General features: G+C 32.3%; 13 protein-coding genes and 5 pseudogenes. 14 read left to right on the top strand and 4 right to left on the bottom strand.

The genetic code is table 11. The annotated features are described in order from the left end of the window. Window positions 1-393 precede the first annotated feature (393 nt). The 4 genes from AC0ONG_RS27585 to scfB all read left to right on the top strand — a co-directional run bounded on the left by AC0ONG_RS27585 (window position 394) and on the right by scfB (window position 7,850). Window positions 394-2,760: a putative mucin/carbohydrate-binding domain-containing protein gene (locus AC0ONG_RS27585; RefSeq protein WP_474204914.1), complete on the top strand. Its 2,367-nt coding sequence runs from the start codon at window positions 394-396 to the stop codon at window positions 2,758-2,760. A gap of 104 nt (window positions 2,761-2,864) precedes the next feature. Beyond that, a complete protein-coding gene (locus tag AC0ONG_RS27580; RefSeq protein ID WP_474204913.1) occupies window positions 2,865-5,600 on the top strand; it encodes a putative mucin/carbohydrate-binding domain-containing protein in 2,736 nt (911 codons plus the stop codon). A 621-nt stretch (window positions 5,601-6,221) separates the two neighbouring features. After that, window positions 6,222-6,383: a six-cysteine ranthipeptide SCIFF gene (gene scfA, locus AC0ONG_RS27575; RefSeq protein ID WP_098437708.1), complete on the top strand. Its 162-nt coding sequence runs from the start codon at window positions 6,222-6,224 to the stop codon at window positions 6,381-6,383. A 60-nt stretch (window positions 6,384-6,443) separates the two neighbouring features. Then, window positions 6,444-7,850 carry a thioether cross-link-forming SCIFF peptide maturase gene (scfB, locus tag AC0ONG_RS27570; protein ID WP_474204910.1) on the top strand — a complete coding sequence of 469 codons (1,407 nt, stop codon included), beginning with the start codon at window positions 6,444-6,446 and terminating at the stop codon, window positions 7,848-7,850. Between the two features lie 144 nt (window positions 7,851-7,994). Here the strand turns inward: scfB and AC0ONG_RS27565 are convergent, their stop codons facing one another. Then, window positions 7,995-8,390, bottom strand: a complete 396-nt coding sequence (locus AC0ONG_RS27565; protein WP_053512733.1) for a DUF3221 domain-containing protein — start codon at window positions 8,388-8,390, stop codon at window positions 7,995-7,997. A gap of 313 nt (window positions 8,391-8,703) precedes the next feature. On the opposite strand from AC0ONG_RS27565, the gene AC0ONG_RS27560 reads away from it, so the two are divergent. Further along, the gene (locus AC0ONG_RS27560; protein WP_053512732.1) at window positions 8,704-9,609 is read left to right on the top strand and encodes an Rpn family recombination-promoting nuclease/putative transposase; all 906 of its coding nucleotides are present in this window, start codon (window positions 8,704-8,706) and stop codon (window positions 9,607-9,609) included. A gap of 140 nt (window positions 9,610-9,749) precedes the next feature. Here AC0ONG_RS27560 and AC0ONG_RS27555 read toward each other — a convergent pair. Beyond that, window positions 9,750-10,583, bottom strand: a pseudogene (locus tag AC0ONG_RS27555) (NAD(P)H-dependent flavin oxidoreductase); the annotation flags it as partial. Window positions 10,584-10,705: 122 nt separating this feature from the next. Beyond that, window positions 10,706-12,143: pseudogene (locus AC0ONG_RS27550) on the bottom strand (IS4 family transposase). 212 nt (window positions 12,144-12,355) lie between these two features. Here AC0ONG_RS27550 and AC0ONG_RS27545 point away from each other — a divergent pair. From AC0ONG_RS27545 to AC0ONG_RS27530, 4 genes and pseudogenes are all read left to right on the top strand, one after another. Further along, on the top strand, window positions 12,356-12,928 hold the full coding sequence (locus AC0ONG_RS27545; RefSeq protein WP_071729429.1) for a histidine phosphatase family protein: 573 nt from the start codon (window positions 12,356-12,358) through the stop codon (window positions 12,926-12,928). 183 nt (window positions 12,929-13,111) lie between these two features. Further along, window positions 13,112-13,495 carry a hypothetical protein gene (locus AC0ONG_RS27540; RefSeq protein ID WP_000532580.1) on the top strand — a complete coding sequence of 128 codons (384 nt, stop codon included), beginning with the start codon at window positions 13,112-13,114 and terminating at the stop codon, window positions 13,493-13,495. 358 nt (window positions 13,496-13,853) lie between these two features. Further along, a complete protein-coding gene (locus AC0ONG_RS27535) occupies window positions 13,854-14,417 on the top strand; it encodes a hypothetical protein (protein ID WP_474205136.1) in 564 nt (187 codons plus the stop codon). A gap of 501 nt (window positions 14,418-14,918) precedes the next feature. Further along, window positions 14,919-15,137, top strand: a pseudogene (locus AC0ONG_RS27530) (IS4 family transposase); the annotation flags it as partial. Between the two features lie 623 nt (window positions 15,138-15,760). Here AC0ONG_RS27530 and AC0ONG_RS27525 read toward each other — a convergent pair. After that, window positions 15,761-16,762: pseudogene (locus AC0ONG_RS27525) on the bottom strand (helix-turn-helix domain-containing protein). Between the two features lie 436 nt (window positions 16,763-17,198). On the opposite strand from AC0ONG_RS27525, the pseudogene AC0ONG_RS27520 reads away from it, so the two are divergent. The 5 genes and pseudogenes from AC0ONG_RS27520 (at window position 17,199) to AC0ONG_RS27500 (ending at window position 24,973) form a co-directional block, all read left to right on the top strand. Next, a pseudogene (locus tag AC0ONG_RS27520) lies at window positions 17,199-18,309 on the top strand (tyrosine-type recombinase/integrase). A 651-nt stretch (window positions 18,310-18,960) separates the two neighbouring features. Beyond that, window positions 18,961-20,688, top strand: a complete 1,728-nt coding sequence (locus AC0ONG_RS27515; RefSeq protein ID WP_474204906.1) for a methyl-accepting chemotaxis protein — start codon at window positions 18,961-18,963, stop codon at window positions 20,686-20,688. 1,066 nt (window positions 20,689-21,754) lie between these two features. Further along, window positions 21,755-22,453, top strand: a complete 699-nt coding sequence (gene sdaAB, locus AC0ONG_RS27510; RefSeq protein WP_474205134.1) for an L-serine ammonia-lyase, iron-sulfur-dependent subunit beta — start codon at window positions 21,755-21,757, stop codon at window positions 22,451-22,453. Between the two features lie 22 nt (window positions 22,454-22,475). Continuing rightward, the gene (gene sdaAA / locus AC0ONG_RS27505; protein WP_474204904.1) at window positions 22,476-23,363 is read left to right on the top strand and encodes an L-serine ammonia-lyase, iron-sulfur-dependent, subunit alpha; all 888 of its coding nucleotides are present in this window, start codon (window positions 22,476-22,478) and stop codon (window positions 23,361-23,363) included. 290 nt (window positions 23,364-23,653) lie between these two features. Next, window positions 23,654-24,973, top strand: coding sequence for an aromatic amino acid transport family protein (locus tag AC0ONG_RS27500; RefSeq protein WP_474204902.1), 1,320 nt, complete (start codon window positions 23,654-23,656; stop codon window positions 24,971-24,973). The last annotated feature ends 53 nt before the right edge of the window (window positions 24,974-25,026 follow it).

The raw sequence follows: 25,026 nt of genomic DNA, 5'->3' as shown, positions 1-25,026 counted from the left end.
CGCCCTTACGGACTTTTTGAAGTGGGAGATTCCTGCGAACACCGGTGTATCCACTGGTTATCTTAGCAGGCTCTACCCGTAGTCCCTACGGTGAGAACATAAGTATCTTGTACGTTAACGCACCACACTCCCTACTTTAGCTTGGTTTTCGCAACTTCGGTAAGCATGGGGCGATAGAACGTTGAAGATTTTACGGTTGCAACGTTTTTCTGCAACCAACCCCATATCTTCAGTTTTCAATGAGCAATCTGTACAAGTAAATGATAACAAACATGTTGGCTTATGCCAACCGACATTCATCTCCCACCTAAAATTGGTGTTTCACACCTTCACATTTTTGAGGAAGGAGTCTTCTGTCGGGAAACAATAAAAATTAGAAAAGGATGTAGATTAGTGATTAGTCAGAAAACGAAGAAAAGATTTAATAAAGTTATTATAATGACCGCAGCATGTAGCATGTTTTCTATGTTTGGAACGTCTATGTTGCACACTAAAGCTGCAACACATTCAGCTGCTCCAGCAGTTTATGTGAGTCCCCAAAATATACCTGTCTCAGATATTATTAGTATAGACTGGTCACCAGTTCAGACTCCACCTTATACGTACTGGGCTGTACACAACTGGAATGCAGGTGGTGAAGCTGGAGGATATGCTGGTTTTCAACAACAAAGTGGGTTTGATGAAAATGGAAAACGTACTTTACATTTTGCCTTATGGGATCCAATTTCCTCTAAAGAAGCAATAAAAGCCGAATACTTATCTCCGAATTCGCAAGCTGGCCCCTTTGGAGGAGAAGGAACAGGAATGAAGGTTCAAACAACTTATGGTTGGAAAGACAACAATTGGTACAGAATGACAATGCGTTCATGGCAAGAAAATGGTCATACCAAATTTGGACAATGGATGAAAGATGTAACAAAGAATAAATGGCATCAAATTGCAATTATGGACTTTCCGGTTGCTAATGTTGCATTTAATCATGGATTAGGAATGTTTCAAGAAGACTGGGCTGATAGTGGACAGAATGTTCGAGAAGCGCGCCTAAAAAATGGTTATAGCCGAAAATTAGTTGATAAACAATGGAGTTCTTGGAATAATCAAAGTATTTCTGGAACGCATGATAATACTTATCAATATGATGGAGGAGCTACTTCAGAATATGTATGGGTCAAAGCAGGAGGTAATACGCAGTCTACTATTGGGTCAGGAAAAATATTCACGCTAAATCAACCTACTCAACCTGAAATAGGAAAATTAGATTTTGATATCCAATCTATATATTATGAAAATGAAAAATTAAATGTATCTTGGAAACTAAAAGAAAATAGTACACCGCAATTTAAGGGGAAAATTGAAATTTATAACAATGAAAATATGACGGGCCAACCTATTAACGTAATTGATGATATTAAATCTTATCAAAATGGATTCAGTCAATCTATATCATTACCAACAAATGCTTATGCAAAAATTGTATTAACGGATATATTTGATCAAACTGTTGAGAAAAAGGTACAAATCAAAAATGAATCTCCAAACATTTTTGAAGGTAATGAATTTGCTTGGTCGCTGAAAGGGATTGGAGATTTTGAATTTGCGAAAGTAAATTTAAATAAATCAACAGAAGAAATGCAAATAAATCTAAAAGCAGGTGTACCACATGACTACTTTGATAGTACATATGCAAGTATTAAAGTGCAAAACACATCAGGTAAAGTGGTCTATAACAAAGAGATTTATGGAAACAAACAACAAAATGCTGAATCGCAAAAAGTTCCAGTCAAAGTAGGCGATTATATCGAGTTAACACATCTAGAAGGTGTACATAGGGCTACTCTTACAAATGTAGATAATAGTAAACAAGAGAGCTTTGGAAAAAAAGCCATATATGAAGTTACAAAGGAAGGCCTGAAGAAAGTAGAAAAAATGCCAGAAGCAACAATTTTAGAAGGAAACAAGTTTGCGTGGTCATTAAAAGGATATAGTGATAGAGAATTTGCAAAAGTAGATTATGATAAAACGGTAGAAGAGATGAAGGTCAAACTAGAAGCAGGTGTACCACATTCCTACTTTGCTAGTACGTATGCGAGTATTAAGGTCCAGAATTCTTCTGGCAACGTTCTGTACAATAAGGAAATCGTGGGAAATAAACAACAAAATGCTGAAAGCCAAATTGTGCCCGTCAAGGTAGGGGATTACATTGAATTTACCCATATAGAAGGAGAAGCAACAAAGGAAAAAACGCGAGCGACTTTAACTAACCTTGAAAATAACAAAAATGAAACCATTGGAAAGACAGCGAGGTATCAAGTTACAAAAGAAGGCTTGAAGAAAGTAGAGAAAATGCCAGAAACAACGGTTTTAGATGGAAATCAATTCGCTTGGTCATTAAAGGGATATAATGATCGAGAAATCGCGAAAATAGAATATAACAAATCAACAGAAAAAATGCAGATTAAATTAGAAGCGGGTATCCCCCATTCTTATTTTACTAATACGTATGCAAGCATTAAAGTCCAGAATTCATCCGGTAATATTTTGTACAATAAAGACATTATAGGAAATAGACAACAATCTGCTGAGAGCCAAACCGTTTCAGTCAAAGTAGGGGATTGTATTGAGTTTACTCATATAGAGGGAGAAGCACAAAAGGAAAAGACACGCGCCACACTTACTAATCTTGAGAATAGTAAACAGGAGTATATGGGAAAGAAAAGAATATATCAGGTTACCTCTATGGGATTATTAATAAAGTCATAGATTTTACTACAAAAGTTAAATTATAGATTTATATATTATATAAAAATTTTAACCATTATACGCATTAAAAAAATCTCAAGAGAATATAGATTGGCGGGTATAGTATGAACATATTCAAAGGGTTTCTAATTTCATCAATTGCAATGACAACTTTTGTAGGAACAGATCTAATCCTACAAAATGATAGTATTCATAATAAAGTTTATGCTGAATCTTATAATGTCACATACAAGGAAAGAGATTCACAGGAAGAAAGATTAATTGTAAAGTTTAAAAATCAAATTGACTTACCTTATGAAGATGGTATTGAGAAAAAAATAAAAAATGGGGATTATGATAACAATTTAAAGGAGTTATTTTCTGAAAATAAAGAACTTACTTTGAATCGTCTGTTCTCATCAGTAAATCCGATAGAGATTGAAAAGTTATCAGTACACTCTAAATCATTTGCTAATCAATCAGCTAATAATTTATTAAATTATTATATTGTACAAGCTCCTAATAACATAGAAATAGAGTTGTTACTGAAAAAATTTGAAACATCACCTCTTGTAGAGGAGGCTTATATACAAGAAAAACAAATTTTGACACCCCCTGAAATACAGTTACAAGATTTATCTGTTAATCCGTACGATGATCCTAGATTTAAAAATCAAGGATATCTTGAAGCGGCACCAAAGGGAATTAATGCCTCGCATGCTTGGAGCATTAAGGGTGGTGACGGGAAGGGTACAACTTTTGTGGATATGGAATATGGGTGGTTATTGAACCATGAGGATTTAGTGAATAAAAATATAAAGCTTATGTCTGGACAAAATATAAGCCAGCATAGAGCTCATGGTACTTCAGTTTTAGGAATTGTTTCATCCGAAGATAATCAAATTGGAAATATTGGAATTGCACCAAAAGCAAATGTAAAAGTAATATCCCAAATTAGGGATAATGGAATTTATAATACAGCAGATGCTATTTTAAGTGCTGTACATAATTTACAATCAGGGGATGTTCTTTTATTAGAGGCACAAGCTTCATATGATGGGTATGGGGATAAATATTTACCTGTAGAAGTACATCCAGATATTTTTGATGCAATTCGTGTTGGTGCAGATAAAGGGATTATTATTATAGAAGCTGGCGCAAATGGTTCAAACGACTTAGATAATTTTAAAGATCGTAATGGAAAAAAGATCTTAAATCGAAATAGTCCAGACTTCAAGGATTCAGGTGCTATTATGGTTGGGGCGGGATCATCAACTGTTCCACATAAACGTTTATGGTTTTCAAATTATGGAAGTCGATTAGATGTATATGGATGGGGAGAAAATGTTGATACAACATCAGCAAATCCAAATCAAAATACTACAAATTTATATACATCAACATTTAGTGGAACATCAAGTGCTTCACCAATTATTGCCGGGGCAGCAACCTCGATTCAAGGTATTGCTAAAGAACATCGAGGTTCTCCTTATACACCAGCCGAATTAAGAAATATTTTAAGTAATCCAAATACAGGAACACAATCTCAAGATCCTTGGAATGATAGAATAGGTGTTTTACCTGATTTAAAATCTATATTAAATAACTTAGGTTTTAATTCAGATATACCGAACTCTTCTAGTATTTTAGAAGGAAAGCAGTTTGCATGGTCACTAAAAGGAATTAGTGATTTTGAGTTTGCAAAAATTAATTTCAATAAGTCAACAGAAGAAATGCAAATCGACTTAAAAGCAGGCGTACCGCATCATTATTTTAATGAAACGTATGCGAGTATTAAAGTACAAAATGCAACAGGAAAAGTAGTATACAATAAAGACATTTATGGAAACAAACAACAAAATGCTGAATCGCAAAAAGTTCCAGTCAAAGTAGGCGATTATATCGAGTTAACACATCTAGAAGGTGTACATAGGGCTACTCTTACAAATGTAGATAATAGTAAACAAGAGAGCTTTGGAAAAAAAGCCATATATGAAGTTACAAAGGAAGGCCTGAAGAAAGTAGAAAAAATGCCAGAAGCAACAATTTTAGAAGGAAACAAGTTTGCGTGGTCATTAAAAGGATATAGTGATAGAGAATTTGCAAAAGTAGATTATGATAAAACGGTAGAAGAGATGAAGGTCAAACTAGAAGCAGGTGTACCACATTCCTACTTTGCTAGTACGTATGCGAGTATTAAGGTCCAGAATTCTTCTGGCAACGTTCTGTACAATAAGGAAATCGTGGGAAATAAACAACAAAATGCTGAAAGCCAAATTGTGCCCGTCAAGGTAGGGGATTACATTGAATTTACCCATATAGAAGGAGAAGCAACAAAGGAAAAAACGCGAGCGACTTTAACTAACCTTGAAAATAACAAAAATGAAACCATTGGAAAGACAGCGAGGTATCAAGTTACAAAAGAAGGCTTGAAGAAAGTAGAGAAAATGCCAGAAACAACGGTTTTAGATGGAAATCAATTCGCTTGGTCATTAAAGGGATATAATGATCGGGAAATCGCGAAAATAGAATATAACAGAGCAACAGAAAAAATGCAGATTAAATTAGAAGCGGGTATCCCCCATTCCTATTTTACTAGTACGTATGCAAGCATTAAAGTTCAAAACTCATCGGGCAATATATTGTACAATAAAGAAATTGTAGGAAATAGACAACAAAATGCTGAAAGCCAAACCGTTCCAGTTAAGGTAGGGGATTATATAGAGTTTACTCATATAGAGGGAGAAGCACAGAAGGAAAAGACCCGTGCCACACTTACTAATCTTGAGAATAGTAAACAGGAATTTGTAGGCAAGAAAAAAACATATCAAGTTACTCCTACAGGATTATTAATAAAATAGATAAAAAGGATGTCTAAAAAATAGAATTTTTTTAGACATCCTTTTTTATTATTAAAAAACGCTAATTATTAATAGTGATATAGGATGAATTCTATAGCCCACTAACTATTATATATACTCAAAAAATTAAGTTATAGCTAATGTTCCAAGGATTGACACATCTATTCTTAGTTAATCATGTTATACTTTTCACAAGTGAAATGCTACAATATCAAATCCTAGTTTTATGACATCCTTCTGTTGCCACAGTTTATAAAAGGTCAATTCCAATGGGATTGACTTTTTATAGTTGTAGCACAAAGTTATAAACGCCCATATTTATTATAAGATAAATATTGTAATTTCACGTACCGTATTTATGAATGTATAAATAATTACAATAAATATTATTCTATATGTAGCTTTGCGATATGTAACTGTTAAATAGATAATATTTAACCTTCTCGTGATATTTTAAATTAAGGTTAAAAGAAAGGAAAGTAAAATAAAGTAGTTCGTTAATATATAAGTATATTAGTAATAATTTGTGGGAAATTGAAGAACTAAGGTATATGATTGTGAAAAAAATCACAATCATATACCTTAGTTCTTCAAAATTATTTCAAAAGGAGGTTATAAACAATGAAAAGAATTATAACACTGAGCACTTGTAAACTGCAAGATACTATAAAACATGGTGGGTGTGGTGCATGTCAGACATCTTGCCAGTCTGTTTGTAAAACCTCATGTGGAGTTGCAAATCAAAAGTGTGAAAATACAATAAATAGGAAACAAGAAGTATAGTATTCAATTATATTTTATTTAGGTGGCCATCTTTATGAAAAAGGAGTTTGGTTATCCAGTATGATTCATCAATATAAATTAAATGGATACAATATCGTGTTAGATACTTATAGCGAATCCGTACTTGTCGTTGACGATCTTGCTTATGAAATAATTATGCTATATCAGAATACTACTAGGGAAGAAATCCTGTCAATAATGCAGGAAAAGTATAAATATGATTTCCACGTTTCCAAGAAGGAAATTCGAGAAACAATTGCGGATATTGAAGAACTAAAAAGAGATGGGAAGCTTTTTACCGAAGATGATTATAGGGACCTTTCAATTGATTTGATAAATCGTCCCACTTATGTAAAGGCTCTTTGCCTTAATGTCGCGCATACATGTAATCTGTCGTGTGAATACTGCTTTGCTAGCCAAGGAAAATACAATGGAAATAGAGCCATAATGAGTTTTGAGGTTGGAAAAAGAGCCATAGATTTTCTATTAGAAAACTCAGGTAATCATCGAAATCTTGATGTTGATTTTTTTGGTGGGGAGCCACTCATGGCGTGGAAAACTGTCAAACAGATTGTCGCCTATGCAAGAAATAAAGAAAAAGAGTACAAAAAAACTTTTCGTTTTACCTTTACTACAAATGGTATGCTGCTTAATGATGAAATTACTGAATTCTTAAATCAAGAAATGCACAATGTTGTATTAAGTCTTGATGGAAGAAAAAAAGTTCATGATTATCTTCGTAAAACTATCAATGGGAAAGGTAGCTATAATCATATCGCTCCAAAGTTCCAGGAGTTTGTTGAGAAGCTTGGAGATAAAGAATACTATGTACGTGGAACCTATACCCATAATAATGTTGATTTTACCAATGATATTTATCACATCGCTGACTTAGGTTTTAACAAAATCTCAATGGAACCTGTTATCTGTAATCCCCAAGAACCATATGCGCTCTGTGAAGAAGACCTGCTGGAAATTTATAATCAGTATGAAATTCTCTCGAAAGAAATGCTAAACCGTGAGGAAAAAGGAAATGGTTTTACATTTTATCATTACATGCTCGACCTTTCAGAAGGTCCGTGCGTTCAAAAAAGAATTTCTGGTTGCGGTTCTGGGACTGAATATCTAGCTATTACCCCGTGGGGGGAGATATTTCCTTGTCATCAGTATGTGGGAGAAGAAGAATATAGTATGGGGAATATATGGGATGGCATTACAAAAGCAGAGATACAGTCTCAGTTTAAGGAAAGTAATTGCTATTCAAAACCGGAATGTCAGGAATGTTGGGCACAGCTTTACTGTAGTGGCGGTTGTCCAGCTAATACAATACATGCAACGGGTTCTCTTAAGGGAACACATGAGTTCAGCTGTAAAATCTTCCGAAAGAGAATAGAATGTTCTATGATGGTTAAAGTAGCTCAATCCATTAGAGCTATGAAGAAGGAAGAACAAGGCATAGTTCAGTAAATAAAAAAGTGCACAAGTGTTGTTATAGCATAAATTTATAAAGATAGTTACAAACAAGAATTCTTTAGTCCAATTTAGAATAAATGAGTTTAAAAGAAGATAGCCATTTGTAATGGCTATCTTCTTTTGTAAAAAATATATAATTTATTCAATTATTTTTTCGATAACAGGCATAACAGCGATTGGTGGAATAGAGTGAGTCCATCCTACGGAAAATATATTTAGTTTTTCACCTACGCTATAGTTATCCTTGCTAGTAATAGGAACACGTAAAATTTTATTCTGAGAAGCTAATTCCCACCAATTATTTTGATAAGAAAGTGCCTCCTCTTTTGTATTAGTGTCAGCTATAACTAAATAATTATCATCTGCTGAAATAACATATCCAGTAAAAGGTATCTGTATTCTTACTTGTTCTTCCTTAATAGGAGTAGGATTACTTATAGAATCTGCAGAAGTAGGAGTTAATCCGAAAACTAATCCACATCCTAGCGTCAGAGTGGTAACCACTGTTACTAATTTTTGTTTTTTTGAAAACATAATATAAATCCCCCTTATATTTTATCCGTACACCATCACCTTTCTATTTTTTATATAGAAAGCCTTTTTATATCCCTAAATTTAACAATTGTGTAACAAATAATCCATTGTTTTTTCAAATGGGTATTATTTAAAGATAATATATGTTATAATTCACCAAATTAACTATTAATTTTACCTCTATCTTCTAATGAATATATATTTTTGAAAAGAATGATAGCGCTATCTTTTGTAAATGTTCCTATTTGCATGATTACCTAATTTTTATGTACAATAAAGAAAAGAGAATTTCTTAGACAGAAAGAGGAAAGTCATGACCATGTCATTAGTAAATTTACGAATTGATTTTGCTTTTAAGCAATTATTTGGGACAAGTGGTAGTGAGGATATTCTTATCACATTTTTAAATGCCATGCTAAAGAATTCATTAGAATCACCTATTATGTCGCTACAATTAGAGGATCCACATTTACATCGAGAACATGAGGATGATAAATTATCAATCTTAGATGTCTCAGCCACATTAGACACGGGTACTAAAGTAAACGTAGAAATTCAGCTGAATAATAATCACGACATGATTAAACGAAGTTTGTATTACTGGGGGAAATTATATACTTCACAGTTACAAAAAGGGATGCCGTACAGCTCTCTTCGTAAAACAATTACTATTAATTTGTTGAACTTCGTACTTTCCCCTGAATATGAGGAATTTCATACAACGGGAAAGCTATGGAATATACAACAGCAAAAGCAGTTTAGTGATGATATAGAGATTCATGTTATAGAGCTTCCTAAATTAATGGAACAATGGCGGGAAGAGAAGGTTAATCCGTGGGAAGATTCATTTGTTCGTTGGCTGTTATTACTTCCGGCAAATGAAGATGAACACTTAACTCAAACATTGGAGGACATTGCGATGAATCAAGATCCGATTTTACAAAAAGCAATGAATAAGTGGGAGCGAATGAGTCAAGATTCGACTTTCAGACAAGCCTATGAAGCGAGGGAAAAAACCCTAATGGATGAAGCTGCAAAGTTTGCTCATGCAGAGGAGCAAGGAATCAAAAAAGGTATTGAAAAGGGTATTGAAGAAGGAAAAAAAGCCGAGCGTATACAATTAGTATGTGGTATGTATAAAAACGGAATGTCTGTAGAGGATATTGCGAAATTTACGAAGTTACCTATAGAAGAAATAAGAGAAATTATCCAATTATAAATAAAAAAGAACACCTACAGCATTTGTAGGTGTTCTTTTTTATGATCAATAATGCCCATAATTATTAGTTGATGTATCGTCAGGAAAATAAGAATTTAAAACATTAAATATTTTTTAAAGAACTATACATGGATGCTACCTTAAATACATGCTCTATATTCCATCATAATATTGTTAATAATTGTTTGGACGGGCAAAATCTCTTTGACTTCATTTACTCGTGCACCTGCGAAAACAAGACCGTTTTCACAATCACCATCCATAGAGGTTATCAAAGAATCTAGCGTGCAGAAACGATAAGAACAGTTTTTTAAGCAATTTATACACTTTTTTATTTTTTTATTATTATCAGCTATTAATTTAGTAAAGTTATTTTTAACCGCACGACCTTGGAGACCGACAGTTGTTTTGACTAATATAGTATCTTCTAATCGAGCGTTTATATATTTTTCCTTAAAGGATAGTGGTGCGTCACACTCATTACTTGCAACGAATCTTGTACCCATTTGCACACCAGATGCACCCATCTTTAAGGCACGAGCAATATCTTTCCCAGTCATAATTCCTCCAGCAGCAATCACGGGAATTTCGACTGCTGCCACTACTTCTGGTAATATATCGAATAGAGGTCGATCGGTACCCAGATGTCCTCCTGCTTCATGTCCCTCTACTACAACAGCGGCCGCACCCAAGCGTTCAGATAATCTAGCCAGTTTAGCTGAGGAAACTATTGAAATAACTGATATGTCAGCATTTTTCCCCCAAGTATACATATCTCGTGAAATACCAGCACCAGATATGATGAAATCAACTTTTTCTTCAATGGCTGCTTTCATTTTTTCAGCAAAATCATTCATTGCAAAAAGGACATTTACTCCAATATAACCAGTATTCCGAATCTTTTCTTTCGCCTTCCTAATATGCATTCTCATTTCATCTATGGAAATACCAGTTCCTGATATAATCCCATGCCCATCAACTTAAGAGTGTAAACAAATTGAACTCTTGTTCAGCCGGGTTAAAACATTGTTAAAATAAAAGTATACTCTTAAAAATGCGCATACCAAATAAACCCTAATGGGTCTCACTTTTTTAATTATGCAATTTTCTTTTGTTTCCTCAATCCACTATACTCATACACAACACCCATAATATCAAAGACAGTTTTCTTCTCATATTTGTGAGATTTCCGTCCGTTCTTCTGTAGAAGATGGAACAGGCGAATTAAAATTTTTGTTATTTCTCGGGTGTTTTGCTGTATAGCTTGATAAAGAATGTATAGGTGGTCTTGAATCATTCCAATGGCTTTATATTCGCTTAATTCTCTTTTCTTCTTCCTTAAAATTAACTGTCGCATCTTAAACATAGTAGAAGAACATAGAAAAATAGCGATGAGTTTTCCATAAATGTGGCATTCTAATCGCTCTCGTTTGATATTGTGCCAATCATGAATTTGAAATAAGGATTTCCAAGTTTTAAAGATAATTTCAATCTGCCAGCGGAGGGAATAAAAATCATGTATTTGTTCCATCGGAACCCATTCCAAAGGTGTATTGGTAACATAAATGTTCATACCAGTTAATCGTTTGCTTTTCTCTGAGTACGTAATACCCTTTTTCTTTTCCGTATACACTTGTTTTTTCTTACGCTCTCGAAGTTGTTTTTCAGTTAATCGATATATAATAACTCGTGTAAATAGTTTTTTATCCTTTCCGATATAAGCATCTGATATTTCATAGACCTGTCCCGGTTTTAAGGTATTCATAATGTGTTCTAAATCAACTTTGATGTACTGAGACTGTTTTTTTTTCTGTTCCATTTCGAAAGTATTCAGGAAACTCATTTTTGATATACACCATGTTATTGAGTTTAAGTCGCGATATGTAATACACGCCTCGTTGGTCCATTTGATCTAAATCTTCCAGTGAATAATAGCCTAAATCCCGAATACATAAATCGCCAGGTCGTAATGTTGCTAAACATTCTGTTCCAAAGGTCTTATCATTGTTCTTACCCGGTTCAACTTGAAAATTTAAAACCTGTCCACTATGTAAATCATATTCTAATTGAATCTTTATACCTGCTGTTTGTGCACAACCACCTGATCCAGGATACACACTAGCTAAATGTTTTGGTACTTGAAAAATCGTCGCATCTAAAATACGAATCCGTTGAAAATAGGTAATTGAAGAGCTTGGAATCACTGATGTTTCACAAATTTTATTTTTTAATAATATAGAGAAGATATGTTTTAAAAAGCAAACAGCCTTCTTATTGAAGCGTTTATTTAGTCCTTCTGGACTCATAAGAGTTCCTGTAACAGCATGAAGTTGACTACACAGTCGAACTAAGGAATCACTCGCTACACTTTGACTAATCCACACACAAATAATAGCTAAATCACGTCCTGAAAATTTACGCTTTCTTTGTACAAAAGCTAGTTCTCTAGCGAGTTTTTCTAAAAATGATGGGGTAAGATGTTGATGTAATTCTTCAGCAAATAATTGTAGCTCGCTTCGAATTGAAAGATTCATAAAAATCTCATCCTTTCTAATAATCAAGCTTGTTTAGAAAGAATAACGTTTTTTTATACCTGAGGATAGTGAAAACTTCGAGTTTTTCTTACAAATATCGTGAATTTATTTCAAATTCGCGCGTTTTTCTGTTAATTGAAAGAGAAAAACTTGGATATATATGCTAATATCAGGGAGGAATTGTAAAGAAAACTGAGAAAATGGAGGCAATTATGAAAACTTTCATATATATGGTGAGACACGGGGATTCACCGAAATTTGGAAAAGAAGAGACAAGAGGATTAACTGAAAAAGGAAAATCAGATGTTCAACGAATAACAGATGCATTACAAGGTGAGGAAATCGACGTTGTTATCTCGAGTCCATACAATCGCTCAATTCTAACTGTTCAGCAGTTAGCGAAGCAAATAGGACAAGAAGTTATAGTATTTGAGGACTTAAAAGAGAGAATTTTTATTGCTGAAGAGGAACGAATGTCGGATAAAGAATTATTCCCTTTGATAGAAAAGTCATTCATAGATCCCGACTTTGCTTTAAAGGGAGGAGAGTCGAATGTCGACTGTCAGAAACGTGCTATAAAAGTTTTAAAAGAATTATTAAACACCTATCGAGGACAGAAAGTAGTATTAGGCACTCATGGAGCTGTAATGACTTTGATGATGGGGTATTATGACAGTAAGTATGATTTGAATTTTTTACTACAGACATCAAAACCAGATATATATAGAATGGAATTCAATGGGCAGGAATTGGTGGAAGTTAAAAAATTGTGGGAAATTTCATAGATTGACTTTATTCATCCATAGCTTACCTAAATGACGTGTATTATAAGAAAAAGGGTTACTGCGGTAACCCTTTTTCTTATGGCATTGACGGGGTGAGTTCAACAATATAAAAATTCGGTTTCTTAACGTACAAAACTCACGTTTTGTTCTTGCTATCCTGAGATGAAATGGGAGGGAATGTTTTTGGGCAGGATATTTTTAAAGTTATTTTTTAAATCAATTCTATTTGTTTTCTTATGCGGTATTGTTGTTTTTTCTATATTTCAGATTATTTTTGTCTGGAGTGTTTCGACAGGATTAGGAAGAGATGATATAGTCGGGTTTTCAGATAATAAGTATGTAATTGGTCGTCCACCTGTAAGCTATAATTTATATAAAAAAGATAGTGGGGAAACTATATTAGATAATGTTATTGGTTATAAAAAAGGAAAAACTAAAAGCTATATTCGGAATGAAATTGAATTTGTAGTGATAAATGAGACAAAGGGTAGCTATGAATTGTATAAAATAGAAAAGGCTTCAGAAAAGGATATAGAACGACTGAAAGAAATGAAGAAATTAGAATAAAAGAGACTATCTGAAATGTAAAAATGTCCACTTGTTATTGTTAAATCTAAAAAATGGTTTAGACTGATAATCGGGTTTTATTTTATGAAAAGAATTATTATTAAAATAAAGTATTAGGGGTTCAATCCCATGCCCTCAAGCTAATATTTTGAAGTGTCCTCAAAACGAAAATTTTCTTCGTTTTGGGGAACTACCAATTTCTTAAGTTGATGGATGTGTGATACTACCCCTAGAAATATAGAACTCTTTTTTCGATTTTTGATGATATCATTTTAATTAAATATATAGAATGATTTAGAATTATGATTTAAAATTGGAAGGGCGTATAAAATATGAAAAAAAATTAACTAAAATTACAATGATAAGCGGTATTATTATAATAATTTATAATTTAACTAAATGGTATTTAGTTCAATTAGTTACACCATTTTTCATGCCGTTTGTTAGTATTGCAATTTATGGGTCATTTTTTATAATATTTATTATAGGAATTATAAACTTTATAAAATGTAAAAACTGGAAACCTTTAGTTATACAATTAATCATAATTATTATTTGTATATATGTGCCTTTTGTAAAAATATATATGAAACTAGATTTTATAATTTATAAAGAAGATCGTAAACAAGTAATAGAACTTATAGAACAAAAAAAGTTATTTCCAAATGTTGAGTATAATAGTAAGATGATTCATTTACCTAAACAATTTGTATCAACTTCCAAAAATGGTGGGGATATATTGGTTCAAGAAAAAGAAAATAGTACTTTAATTTTCTTTTATACTTATCGTGGTATATTAGATAATTTTTCAGGTTTTATATATTCGTTTAATGATATAAAACCAATTAAGTCGGATTTTAATAGTGATTTTAAAGAAATCATAAAGGTAGAAAAGAATTGGTATTATGTAACATCATATTAAATAATAAAATTTGATTTGAAGCCTTTGTATTCTTCGTTGGAGCTATTTATTCGTTTAAATTATATAGATAGGAATTTAAATTATTCACTTACAAAAAACAATAAAAACAGTAGGGATTTTATGCACTACTGTTTTTTATTGCCTCTTTCATATTTATAATAAATAAAAAGTACTTATTAATGTTTTAAAAGTGGTTTTAACTTGATGTTGATGTGACGGAACCTACAAATTTTAAAACTGTCATTGCGATTTCCATATTATTTCCTCCTCTGTTGTTGATGCTAATGATTTATCTTTATGCTTTTATCGTAGTAAGCGCTTCCATTTTTAACGATACATTATTATATTCAATATTACATATAGAGAGGTAACGAAATATCACATTTTCTCATTAAGGGGGTCTCGCCACATCGCTATCAAGCTAATAAAAAGAAATGCCCCCTTAAAATGAAAAAATACGCTATTCTTTCTGTAGAATCATAGGAAAGGATGGCGTTTTTTATGTTTGTTTCTGTGTCTAACGAATTACAACTATTTGCTCAAGAGATTCAAAGTGCCCTATCTCCAAATGCCTTACGAGATCTTGCTAGAGATGTTGGCTTTGTACAACGAACCAGTAAGTACCAAGCAAAAGATTTAGTCGCTTTATGTGTATGGGTGAGCCAAAATGTAGCTATGACTTCTTTAACTCAGTTATCTAGCTGTTTGGAAGCATCAACTTTTCTTGTCCAAAAACAATGATAGGTATAGAATTATCCATTTTTATGTCTTTGTACATTTTTACAACTGCAGAAAGACATAAAAGTCTAAACTAAAATTTCATGAACAATCGTTAATAAATAGCCATTATCATAAATTTTGTAGGTACTTTCATGTCTCAATAAAGGGACATGAAAGTCTAAACTACTTATCCAGTAATAATACAATATTCAAAAGTAAGCTTTTGAATACTAGTTTATAGTTTCTTGTCCTTGTACAAAAAGGGGAAGAGGTTAACTCCCATCCATTGAAGAGTTCGTTAAATTCCTATTTAACGAACTCTTGGATACTGAAATTCTATTCCTATTATAGTGTTAGCTTATTTGATTTTTAGGTTTATAATTCATAGCTAGTTTAAGTTAAGTGACTATTTTGAGTGATCTATAAAGAATTAATCGTTTTTATATAATTATATAAAAATAAATTATACATTTTCGGGTATGGATCCCTTTAATTTACAAAAAATAGGAAAAATACATTTTGATTTTATGATATTTTCCCTCCGTTGCATTCATTGCAAGTGACAAATATTTTAAAAGCGTAGAAAGATCTTATTTCTACGCTTCTTTTAATAAGTAGTAGATTTAGTGTTTTTTAAAATTTGTTATATAAGATTTTACAGCTTGCAATAAGAATTCTTCCTGTTTCATACCAGCTTCCGCTGCCATTTGAACTACTTTTTGCTTAAATTCATAATCTGCATGAAAAGTTAATGGCTCTACATTACTTTTAAAGTAAATACCTTCTACATGTGGAAGAATCGTGCCAGATTTCATATGAGAATGTAAGTACTTAATCTCTTCTTGAAACTGCAATGGATCTACTTGTAATACGAAAGGTTTAATTTCTAATCTGATAGTATCTGCTGAAATACTCAATCTCATATTTGTGATACCTACCTCCTTATAAAATAAGTTTATTAGATTATAAGTAATGGAATTAAATAATTGAGGTTTTTTAAAGGAAAAAGATAAATACCCTCGTTTTGTAATTACCGCTTTTTTAATGAAAGGTTCAAAGGTGTAATCATGTTGTTTATAAGTGGATAGAGGGAAAATGTCTTCGTCCTCTGTAAGAATCTTGCCGTCTGCTCCATTGATCTCTATTACTCTAGCTGTTTTTCCGTTATGTTGATGTGTTAATAATTGATATAAGTATATATCTTCATTTTAAATTTTCGTAATGAATGTTTTTCGCTCTTTTGTTTTGGTTTTTTCATAATCAAGCATAAAAATCTCTAGTTCTTCCTCATCGATAAGATATACTTGTTTTCCTCTTTTTTCTACCATTGTGGCGGGTAATTGTCCAGATTTGATGTATGTAAAGATAGTAGATGGTGCAACATTAAGAATTTCAGCTACTTCTTTCGTGCTAAGGCCTTTAACCTTATTTTGATTTTGTAAACGTTCAATATCCTCTAAATAGAAAATCTTACTACCGAATTGCTTCCAGTTATCTTTATATACACGTTCTATTAATCCATCTTTTTCTTTTTTAAAAATTGTTTGTACCGTTACTCCTAATAAGTCAGCTGCCTCTTCGGTCGTTACAGTAGGTTTTGTAATGAACAATAAATCTTGTGTCATGAAAGGACACCTCCATAACTATCGTTTGTTAATATTTTAGGTATGTAGATATCATATCAGAATCTGATTTATATTTTAAATAAGAAATAGATTTTATTAAATATAGTATTCATTGTTATGGTTTGGAAATATTTTTCGTTCAATTTATATGTTAATGAATTATTATAGTTGTTTTTATTATAAAATCACTATGAATTTTAAGTATTTAACTGTTAAAAGATATATATTTAATAATAAATTATTAAAAAATATAATTATAAGTAAATAAAGAAGAATGTAGCGTTCTTACAGAAGAAAAATGAATTATCATTGGTATAATTAATAGAAGTAAAATAAAATAATAATTATAGGTAATAAAGAGAATTATTATTATAATCTTCAATAGGAGAGGTAAATTTGAAATATGGATAATAAAAATTAAAAAGAAAATTTATCTATTATAAATAAACAAAGTGAATATATAGATACATATGTAGAGAATATAAGAAATGTCGTTCCATTTCTGTATAACGATGGTCATGTGGATAAATTGGAAGAGAAGATGGAGGTTGCAGAAAAAGAGGGAAAGAGTAAATATACGTATTTAAGTGACCTGGAAGTTATTTATCATTTCGTACATTTACAAAAAGATATGGATGAGAAGAAGAATAGAAAAGAGGATACGAAAAAGAGTTATGTGTCTGAAATCTTGTCATTTTGTCAGTGCATGGTGCAGCATGCAGAAGAATTTGAATTGAATGGGGAAGAGGTACAGAAAAATGACTCTTTATTGAAAACATTGCAACCTTGGCATATTCGTAAATACAATTCTTGGCTGAAACGGGTAGAGAACGGTAGGAATGGTGACACATATGCAGTCGCAACACTTGCAAAGAAAACAGTGCTCATTCGTTCTTTTCTAAAACATCTTCATGTATTTTCTTACATTGAAAAGCCTCTTCATGAAGAACTGCAGCGCGCAAATGTAAATGAGCAGGATCGGCCAAATCGGGACTTATCCTATGATGAGGTTATGAAAATTTTAGGGTTTTATAAAGAAAGAGGACATGTAGTAAACTATACAATTTTACTTGCTCTGGCAAGTACTGGTGCAAGAATTCAAGAATTGTGCACCGCGAGAGTGAAAGATTTACATTATGACGGAAAGTACTGGTTAAAAGTCACTGGAAAAGGAGATAAAGTACGTGAACTTTTCATTTCGGAACACTTATACCAGTGTATTTGTGAAATGAGGCGGAGAAGGGGATGAGAGTCCGTTATTTATAAATCAAAGAGGAAGTACTTATAACTCTAAAACACTATCGAATCAAGTAACAGATATGATAAAAAAGACAAACTTAGAGTTTCTACAGTATCGTGAAAATCCTATAATGGCACATACATTCCGTCATGCATTCGCAATCATGGCAGTTGAACAAGGAAATGCAGATTTATATCATTTAATGCAAACATTGGGGCATGAAAACATTCAAACATCAAAGATTTATTTAGAAAAGCACATGAAACGAGAAAATAATGTAGGTACCTCAGCAGATCTGTTAGTGTGAATTTGAAATAATCCAAACCCTATTTAATTGTGTATTTTTTATATAATTAAATAGGGTTTTATTCATGTGGAAATATAAATGGATAATTATTGGTAAGTAAATGAAATTATAATTTCACCTGTTAGTTGGTATATAAGTATAGAGACAGCTAGTGAATTAGGAGACATTTGGGTTAGAGGAATTCTCACATGTAAGTAGTTTTGTAGGTGGAGAAATTACGAGATATTTATTTTGAATTAGAAAGGAACAATTATCAGATGAAAAGACCTGAAACTGTCTTCCGTATAGCCATAATAAAGATGTTTAATTTCTAATAAGGATAGCACCACATGGCGATTAACTTAAGAATTTAGAATTACTCCAGAACAATAAAATTTCGTACAAGTTGCTTAATTTTATTATTGTAGGGTAGTTTATTTTTGTTAGGTACTAGTGATGTGGCAGTACCCCTAAAAAGACACATAGAAAATCATTATACATATACAAAAGAGTATTATGTTAATGATAAAATTTTATAAATTTAAACATTTTGATGTATAATACTTTTCAGAATTATACATGTTTTTATATTTTAAAAATTAATATCGTATATTTTAGATTCTTAGTATACAATATATTACCTGAACTATATATAAGAATGGAGAGTTTTAATTGGAATTTTTAGCAAACAGTAAGGTTGGTACAAAACTAAACATATTAATACTTATATCTTGTATCTCCTGTATAGTATTATCCCTAATAGGCGGATGGGGTCTAGAAAGAGGAAAAAGTGCTTCTTCTAATATGTATGAAGATGACTTAAAATCAATCGAGTGGATAGGAACCATAGAATCTAAATTTTACCATGTTAATATGAACTTTATGGAAATAATGCTATCCAAAGATGAGAAAAGAATGAACGATTTGATAAAAGAAATGGATGGGATGCGTAAGGAAAACGATCAGTTATTAAAGCAGTATGAAGCTAAAATTATCTCTAATAAAGAAAAAGAACTATATAACACATTTCATGAAGCATTTAATGAATTAAGAACTCAGATGGAAAAAGCACAAGAATTAGGGAAATCTAATAATGAGGAAGCTTATGCCTATTATCTAAAAGAAATTGAACCTAATATGCAAAAAACAATTCAGTCAATTCGTGAACTAATTATATATAATAGTAATAATGCAGACCAGTTACAAAAAGTTAACAATAGCAGTGCTCAAAATACAATGATAATGTTTGTGGTTATTTCAATTTTAGCAATTGTCATAGTTATATTTATTGGATATATTATTAAACTTACTATACGAAAACCACTTATTTTATTACAAAATGATATGGAAAAAGTAGCTGCAGGTGATTTAACAATACGTACTTCTTATAAAGCAAATAATGAGTTAGGAATCATTGTACAGTCTTTTAATAGTATGTTAGATAACCTACAACAATTAATTGCAAATGTTAAGACGACAACACAAGAGGTGATTTCTTCTACGGAGGGGGTTTTACAAGATACAAAGCGAGCATCTAATATTTCAAATGAGGTTGTTCAGACTATTACTGAAGTAAAAGAAAAAATAGCAGGACAGGTAACTAGTATTCAAGAGAGTTCATCGTCAATGGAAGAAATAACAATTGGTGTGCAAACAGTAGCTGAATCTTCAGCAGTAGTTGCTGAGGTAGCAGTAACAACCACGGAACAAATACATAAAGGTAGTGAAGTGATAAAACATTCTATTCTTCAAATGAATAGTGTTCATGATGTTGTCGAGGAAACATCAAAAGTAATAGATAGACTTGTTACACGTACACAACAGATTGATACAGCTTTGGATGCAATTACTAATATTGCCGAGCAAACTAATCTTCTTGCTCTAAATGCTGCTATTGAAGCGGCACGTGCTGGAGAGAATGGGAAAGGGTTTGCAGTGGTTGCAGCAGAAGTGAGGGATTTGGCCGAAAAGTCTAAAGAGTCCGCGAATGAAATTAATCATTTAATCAAATCTATTCAACAAGATACTCAAGATACAGTTCATGTCATGCAAAAAGGAGAACAAAAAGCAGCAGAAGGAAAAGAAGCGGCCCACAAAGCGGATCAAACATTCTCATCTATTATGAGAGATATTGATAAAATTACAAGTCAAATTCAAGAAGTCTCTGCAGCAACAGAAGAGATGTCTGCTGGCACAGAAGAAGTAAATGCGTCTCTTTCACTAGTATCTGATACTGCAGCACAAGTAGAAAGAGAAACAACTCAAACAGTACAATCAATTCAATCACAATCAGATTCGATCAAAGAAATTTCAATACAGTCGAACAATATGAAAGACAAGGTAGAAGCATTAACAGAATTGCTCTCAAGATTTATTATTACAGAACAAAAAATTAAATAGTAAATCAAAAGACAATTTGGAACAATAAATAAGAAAAATCTTTATATAATAATTTTAAAATAAATGAAATGATATACGATATTTTAAGATGCAAAAACACCTTTCATTCACTATTAATGAAAGGTGTTTTTGCATGTATCTTTTCGTGCATTACTTATATAAATTTATGTTGATGATATTTCGCTTTGTATAATCCCCTTAGTTTACCTAGAATAGATGGGCTAGGAGAGAATTCAATGAATCAGGGATTAATATATAAAGTGGTTAAATTGTAACGATTCTTTTAACTATTAAAACAGTATGTAATATTGCAATTTATTTTGAAAGCAATTCTAAATATCTAATTCCATTAGGATTTTTGAATAAAATATATATAATCTATAGAGAAGAGATAACATCCTTTTTTATACTAGTGAATAGTACAAAATTAGTACTTAAAGGCTTATGAAGAAAAGTTGTTTTTTTCTAAAAAATGAATATTTATACGTAATTTATAATTTTTATGCTTATGTGATTTTATATATCATAAACTTATTAATTTCCATCTACAATAATTATTTATTACAACAGCTTATATACCTAAAATAAGATGTTTCGACAATGGACGATATAAGTATCTTTATAATGACTTTCCAATATAATCAATGTGTTAATGAAAGGAATTCTGTATTATTTTTGCTTTTATACTAACTAATACAGCTTCAAACAAAGGACACAATTGCTACATTATAAGTGTAATCTATTACCTATTCAATATTCTGTTTATTCAATCATTCTAAAAATAAAAAAAGATTAAACTCATAAATATACAAGTTATAATGAGGGCGACGAAAGATAATTTATTCCTCTCTAGAGAAAATATTAAAGCTATTTTTGTGAAAAAATTCTAAAGACCTTGCAAGTAACCTTCTAAAATTAGACACTAATAGGATTATACTACGAAATTTTTGTGATCCGAGAGGAAATTTATTCGACAAAAAAGAAAGCGCTATCAAGTAATCTTATTTTCAATTAATCATTGTAATAACCTAGATTTAACTGCAATTATAAATTATGGAGGTGCTTTATAAATATGAATGTAGCATCTATTAAAGAAAAGAAGGTTATTAAATACAAAAGTTGTTTTGATGTGATTGGACCGGTAATGATAGGTCCTTCAAGTTCACATACTGCAGGTGCTTTGGCTATTGGAACAATTGCCAATAAATTATTTCAAGGTCTTCCAAAAAAAGTCGTGGTAAGATATTATGAATCATTTGCTGAAACCCATAAAGGACATGGAACTGACTTTGCAATTATTGCTGGAATATTAGGATTTGCTGCCGATGACAGCAAAGTGCCAGATGCTATTAAAATAGCAGAATGTAAAGGAATTGACATTACTTTTATTGAAAAAGCGGGCGATAGTCCTGCTGGTCACCCAAATACGGCAGATGTATATTTAGAGGATGAAAGTCGGAGTATTAGAACGATGGGTATTTCGGTCGGCGGTGGATTAATTGAAGTAAAGCATGTTGAAATTGACGGTTTTAGTTTAGATCTACAGGGGCCATTGCCAGTTATTATTACGATTTCTGAAAGAGCTGATTTTGAATTTGTCTTACGCAGGATCTTTAAAGAATATGATGTGGAAATTAACAACTTTCATAGTTTAGAAAAAAACGAAAAATATTTATATGCATTCGCTTTGGATTCGTTATTACCTGGTAATGTTCAGAAGGAATTAGGAAAATTAAGAAATAAAGCTAATCTCATTATTCTTTAGTTATATTAAGGAGTGAAAAAATATGTATTTGGCCATAAAAGAAATTGTAGATGCAGCTAATAAAACCCAAAAGCCAATTTATGAATTAGCAATTGAACAGGAAATCGAACAAACTAAAACTTCTTATGAAGAAGTTTGGAGTAAAATGGAAAGAAATTTAGCGACTATGGAAAATGCCATAAATAAAAGTATCGAGGGCGAAGGGGTATTTTCTCCGACCGGTTTAACTGGAGGTGATGCCGTTAAAATTAAAAACTATAGGAAAAATAGGAAAACTCTTTCTGGAGATTTGATGGTGTTAGGAATACAAAATGCTATCGGTGTTAATGAAGTAAATGCTGCTTTAGGGGCAATTTGTGCAACTCCAACAGCTGGTGCGAGTGGGACAATCCCAGGGGTCCTATTTAGTATTAAAGATACGTTGCAGTTAAGTCATGAAGATATGATTCATTTTCTATTCACTTCAGCATTATTTGGAACAATAGTCGCAAACAACGCTTGTATTTCAGGAGCGTACGGAGGATGTCAAGCTGAAATAGGCAGTGCCTCAGCGATGGCGGCTGCAGCAGCGGTAGAAGCAGCCGGTGGAACGCCACAGCAATCTTCTGAATCTTTTTCAATCGCGTTACAAAATTTACTCGGTTTAGTTTGTGATCCGGTCGCTGGTTTGGTAGAAATTCCTTGTGTAAAGCGAAACGCTATTGGAGCGACAAATGCTTTAGCAGCAGCGGACATCGCATTAGCTGGCGTAAACAATATCATCAATGCTGACGAAGTTATTGAAGCAATGTATAGAGTTGGAAGACAGATGCCTCGCGAATTAAGAGAGACAGGTTTAGGTGGAATTGCGTCTACACCTACAGGGATTGCCATTAAAAATAAAATCTTTGGAGAGAAACAATCAAATTAATGAACAGTTATCGGATATATTGTGAAATAGTTAACAATATATTCTCTATTGTTCTCCTAAGGATGTCAGTATATTGGGGGAAGTACCAATAAAATTTACTACTATATAATTGAAACATTCTGTAAGTGGTAACGAACCCATCCGGTTGCTGCTTCGCTAATTTTTTTGACTTTGATCAACTTAGAAGAAGGATATACGATGTGGCGCACTTTATAAGTATTTCATTTTTCAAGAACGGTCTCTATTCCTATGCCTTAAATTAAGAATAGGACACAAGGAGGAATTATTATATGAATGGGAACACTGCAAAAAACATAGAATTTCAAGCTGATAATACTACAGTAAAAAATGAGAAATATCTAGACCCTAAAAAGTGGCATAAACAGGATACTACCTGGGCATTGAGTCTATTTGGAACAGCAATTGGAGCGGGAGTACTCTTCTTACCTATTAATGCAGGTTCAGGTGGTTTATTATCATTGCTGTTAATTACCATACTTGCCTATCCTGTTATGTATTACTCACATAGGGCGCTTGCTAAAATGATATACGCTTCGAATTCTGCCGAAGAGGGGATTACGGGTACAATAAGAGAGTATTTCGGAAATAAAGCAAGTATCATTTTTAACATCGTATACTTCGTCTCAATTTATACAATCGTGCTGATGTATTCGGTTGCACTTACAAATACTGCAAGTAGTTTTATTGTGCATCAATTGCACATGCCGGAGCCTCCAAGGGCTATTCAATCACTTGTATTAGTACTCGGTCTTATCGCTATACTAAATTTTGGACAAGATATTACTGTAAAGATAATGAGCATGCTAGTATATCCTTTCATTGCTTCTCTACTTTTTATTGCAATATCTTTAATTCCACAGTGGAATACGTCAATGCTAAGTTTTTCAAGTATTTCTACTGATTCAACTGGAACAGGGTATTTTGGAACGATTTGGATGATACTACCGATCATAGTATTTTCGTTTAATCATTCACCTATGATTTCGTCATTCGTTATGAAACAGAGAGCTACGTATGGAATAGAGGCTACTGATGCAAAATGTGCTCAAATACAGAAAGTTTGTTATATCATGACATTTGCTGTTGTTATGTTCTTTGTTTGGAGCAGTACTTTAAGTTTGACTCCAGATGATCTTAAGGTGGCAAAAGAACAGAACTTATCAATCCTATCATATCTTGCTAATGAGCTTAATTCGCCAGTAATTACTATTGCAGCACCTATCATTGCGTTTATGGCTATTACAAAGTCTTTCCTTGGTCATTATATAGGTGCGTATGAGGTAATGCGTGACATGATTATCAAGTCCGGTAAAAAACGTGGGAAAGATTTAGGAGAGAAAACAGTTAAGACAATAATTCTTACTTTTGTCGTATTAACATGCTGGTATGTTGCTTATACAAATCCAAGTATTCTTGGAATCATTGATGCCCTTAGCGGTCCGTTAGTTGCTGCTATTCTATGTCTACTACCAATGTATGCAATTCGTAAAGTGCCTGTACTAGCAAAATATAGAGGAAAGATGAGCAATGTATTTGTAATTGTTATAGGAATACTTACTGTTCTGGCAAGTATTAAGTCATTATTCTAATTTACTATTGTTAGTTCAGATGCAAAAATAGTAGGAGGTGAAAAGAGAATAAA

It is taken from the genome of Bacillus sp. TCT6 (assembly GCF_056033845.1).
This window is presented reverse-complemented; position numbering and strand designations above follow the sequence as displayed.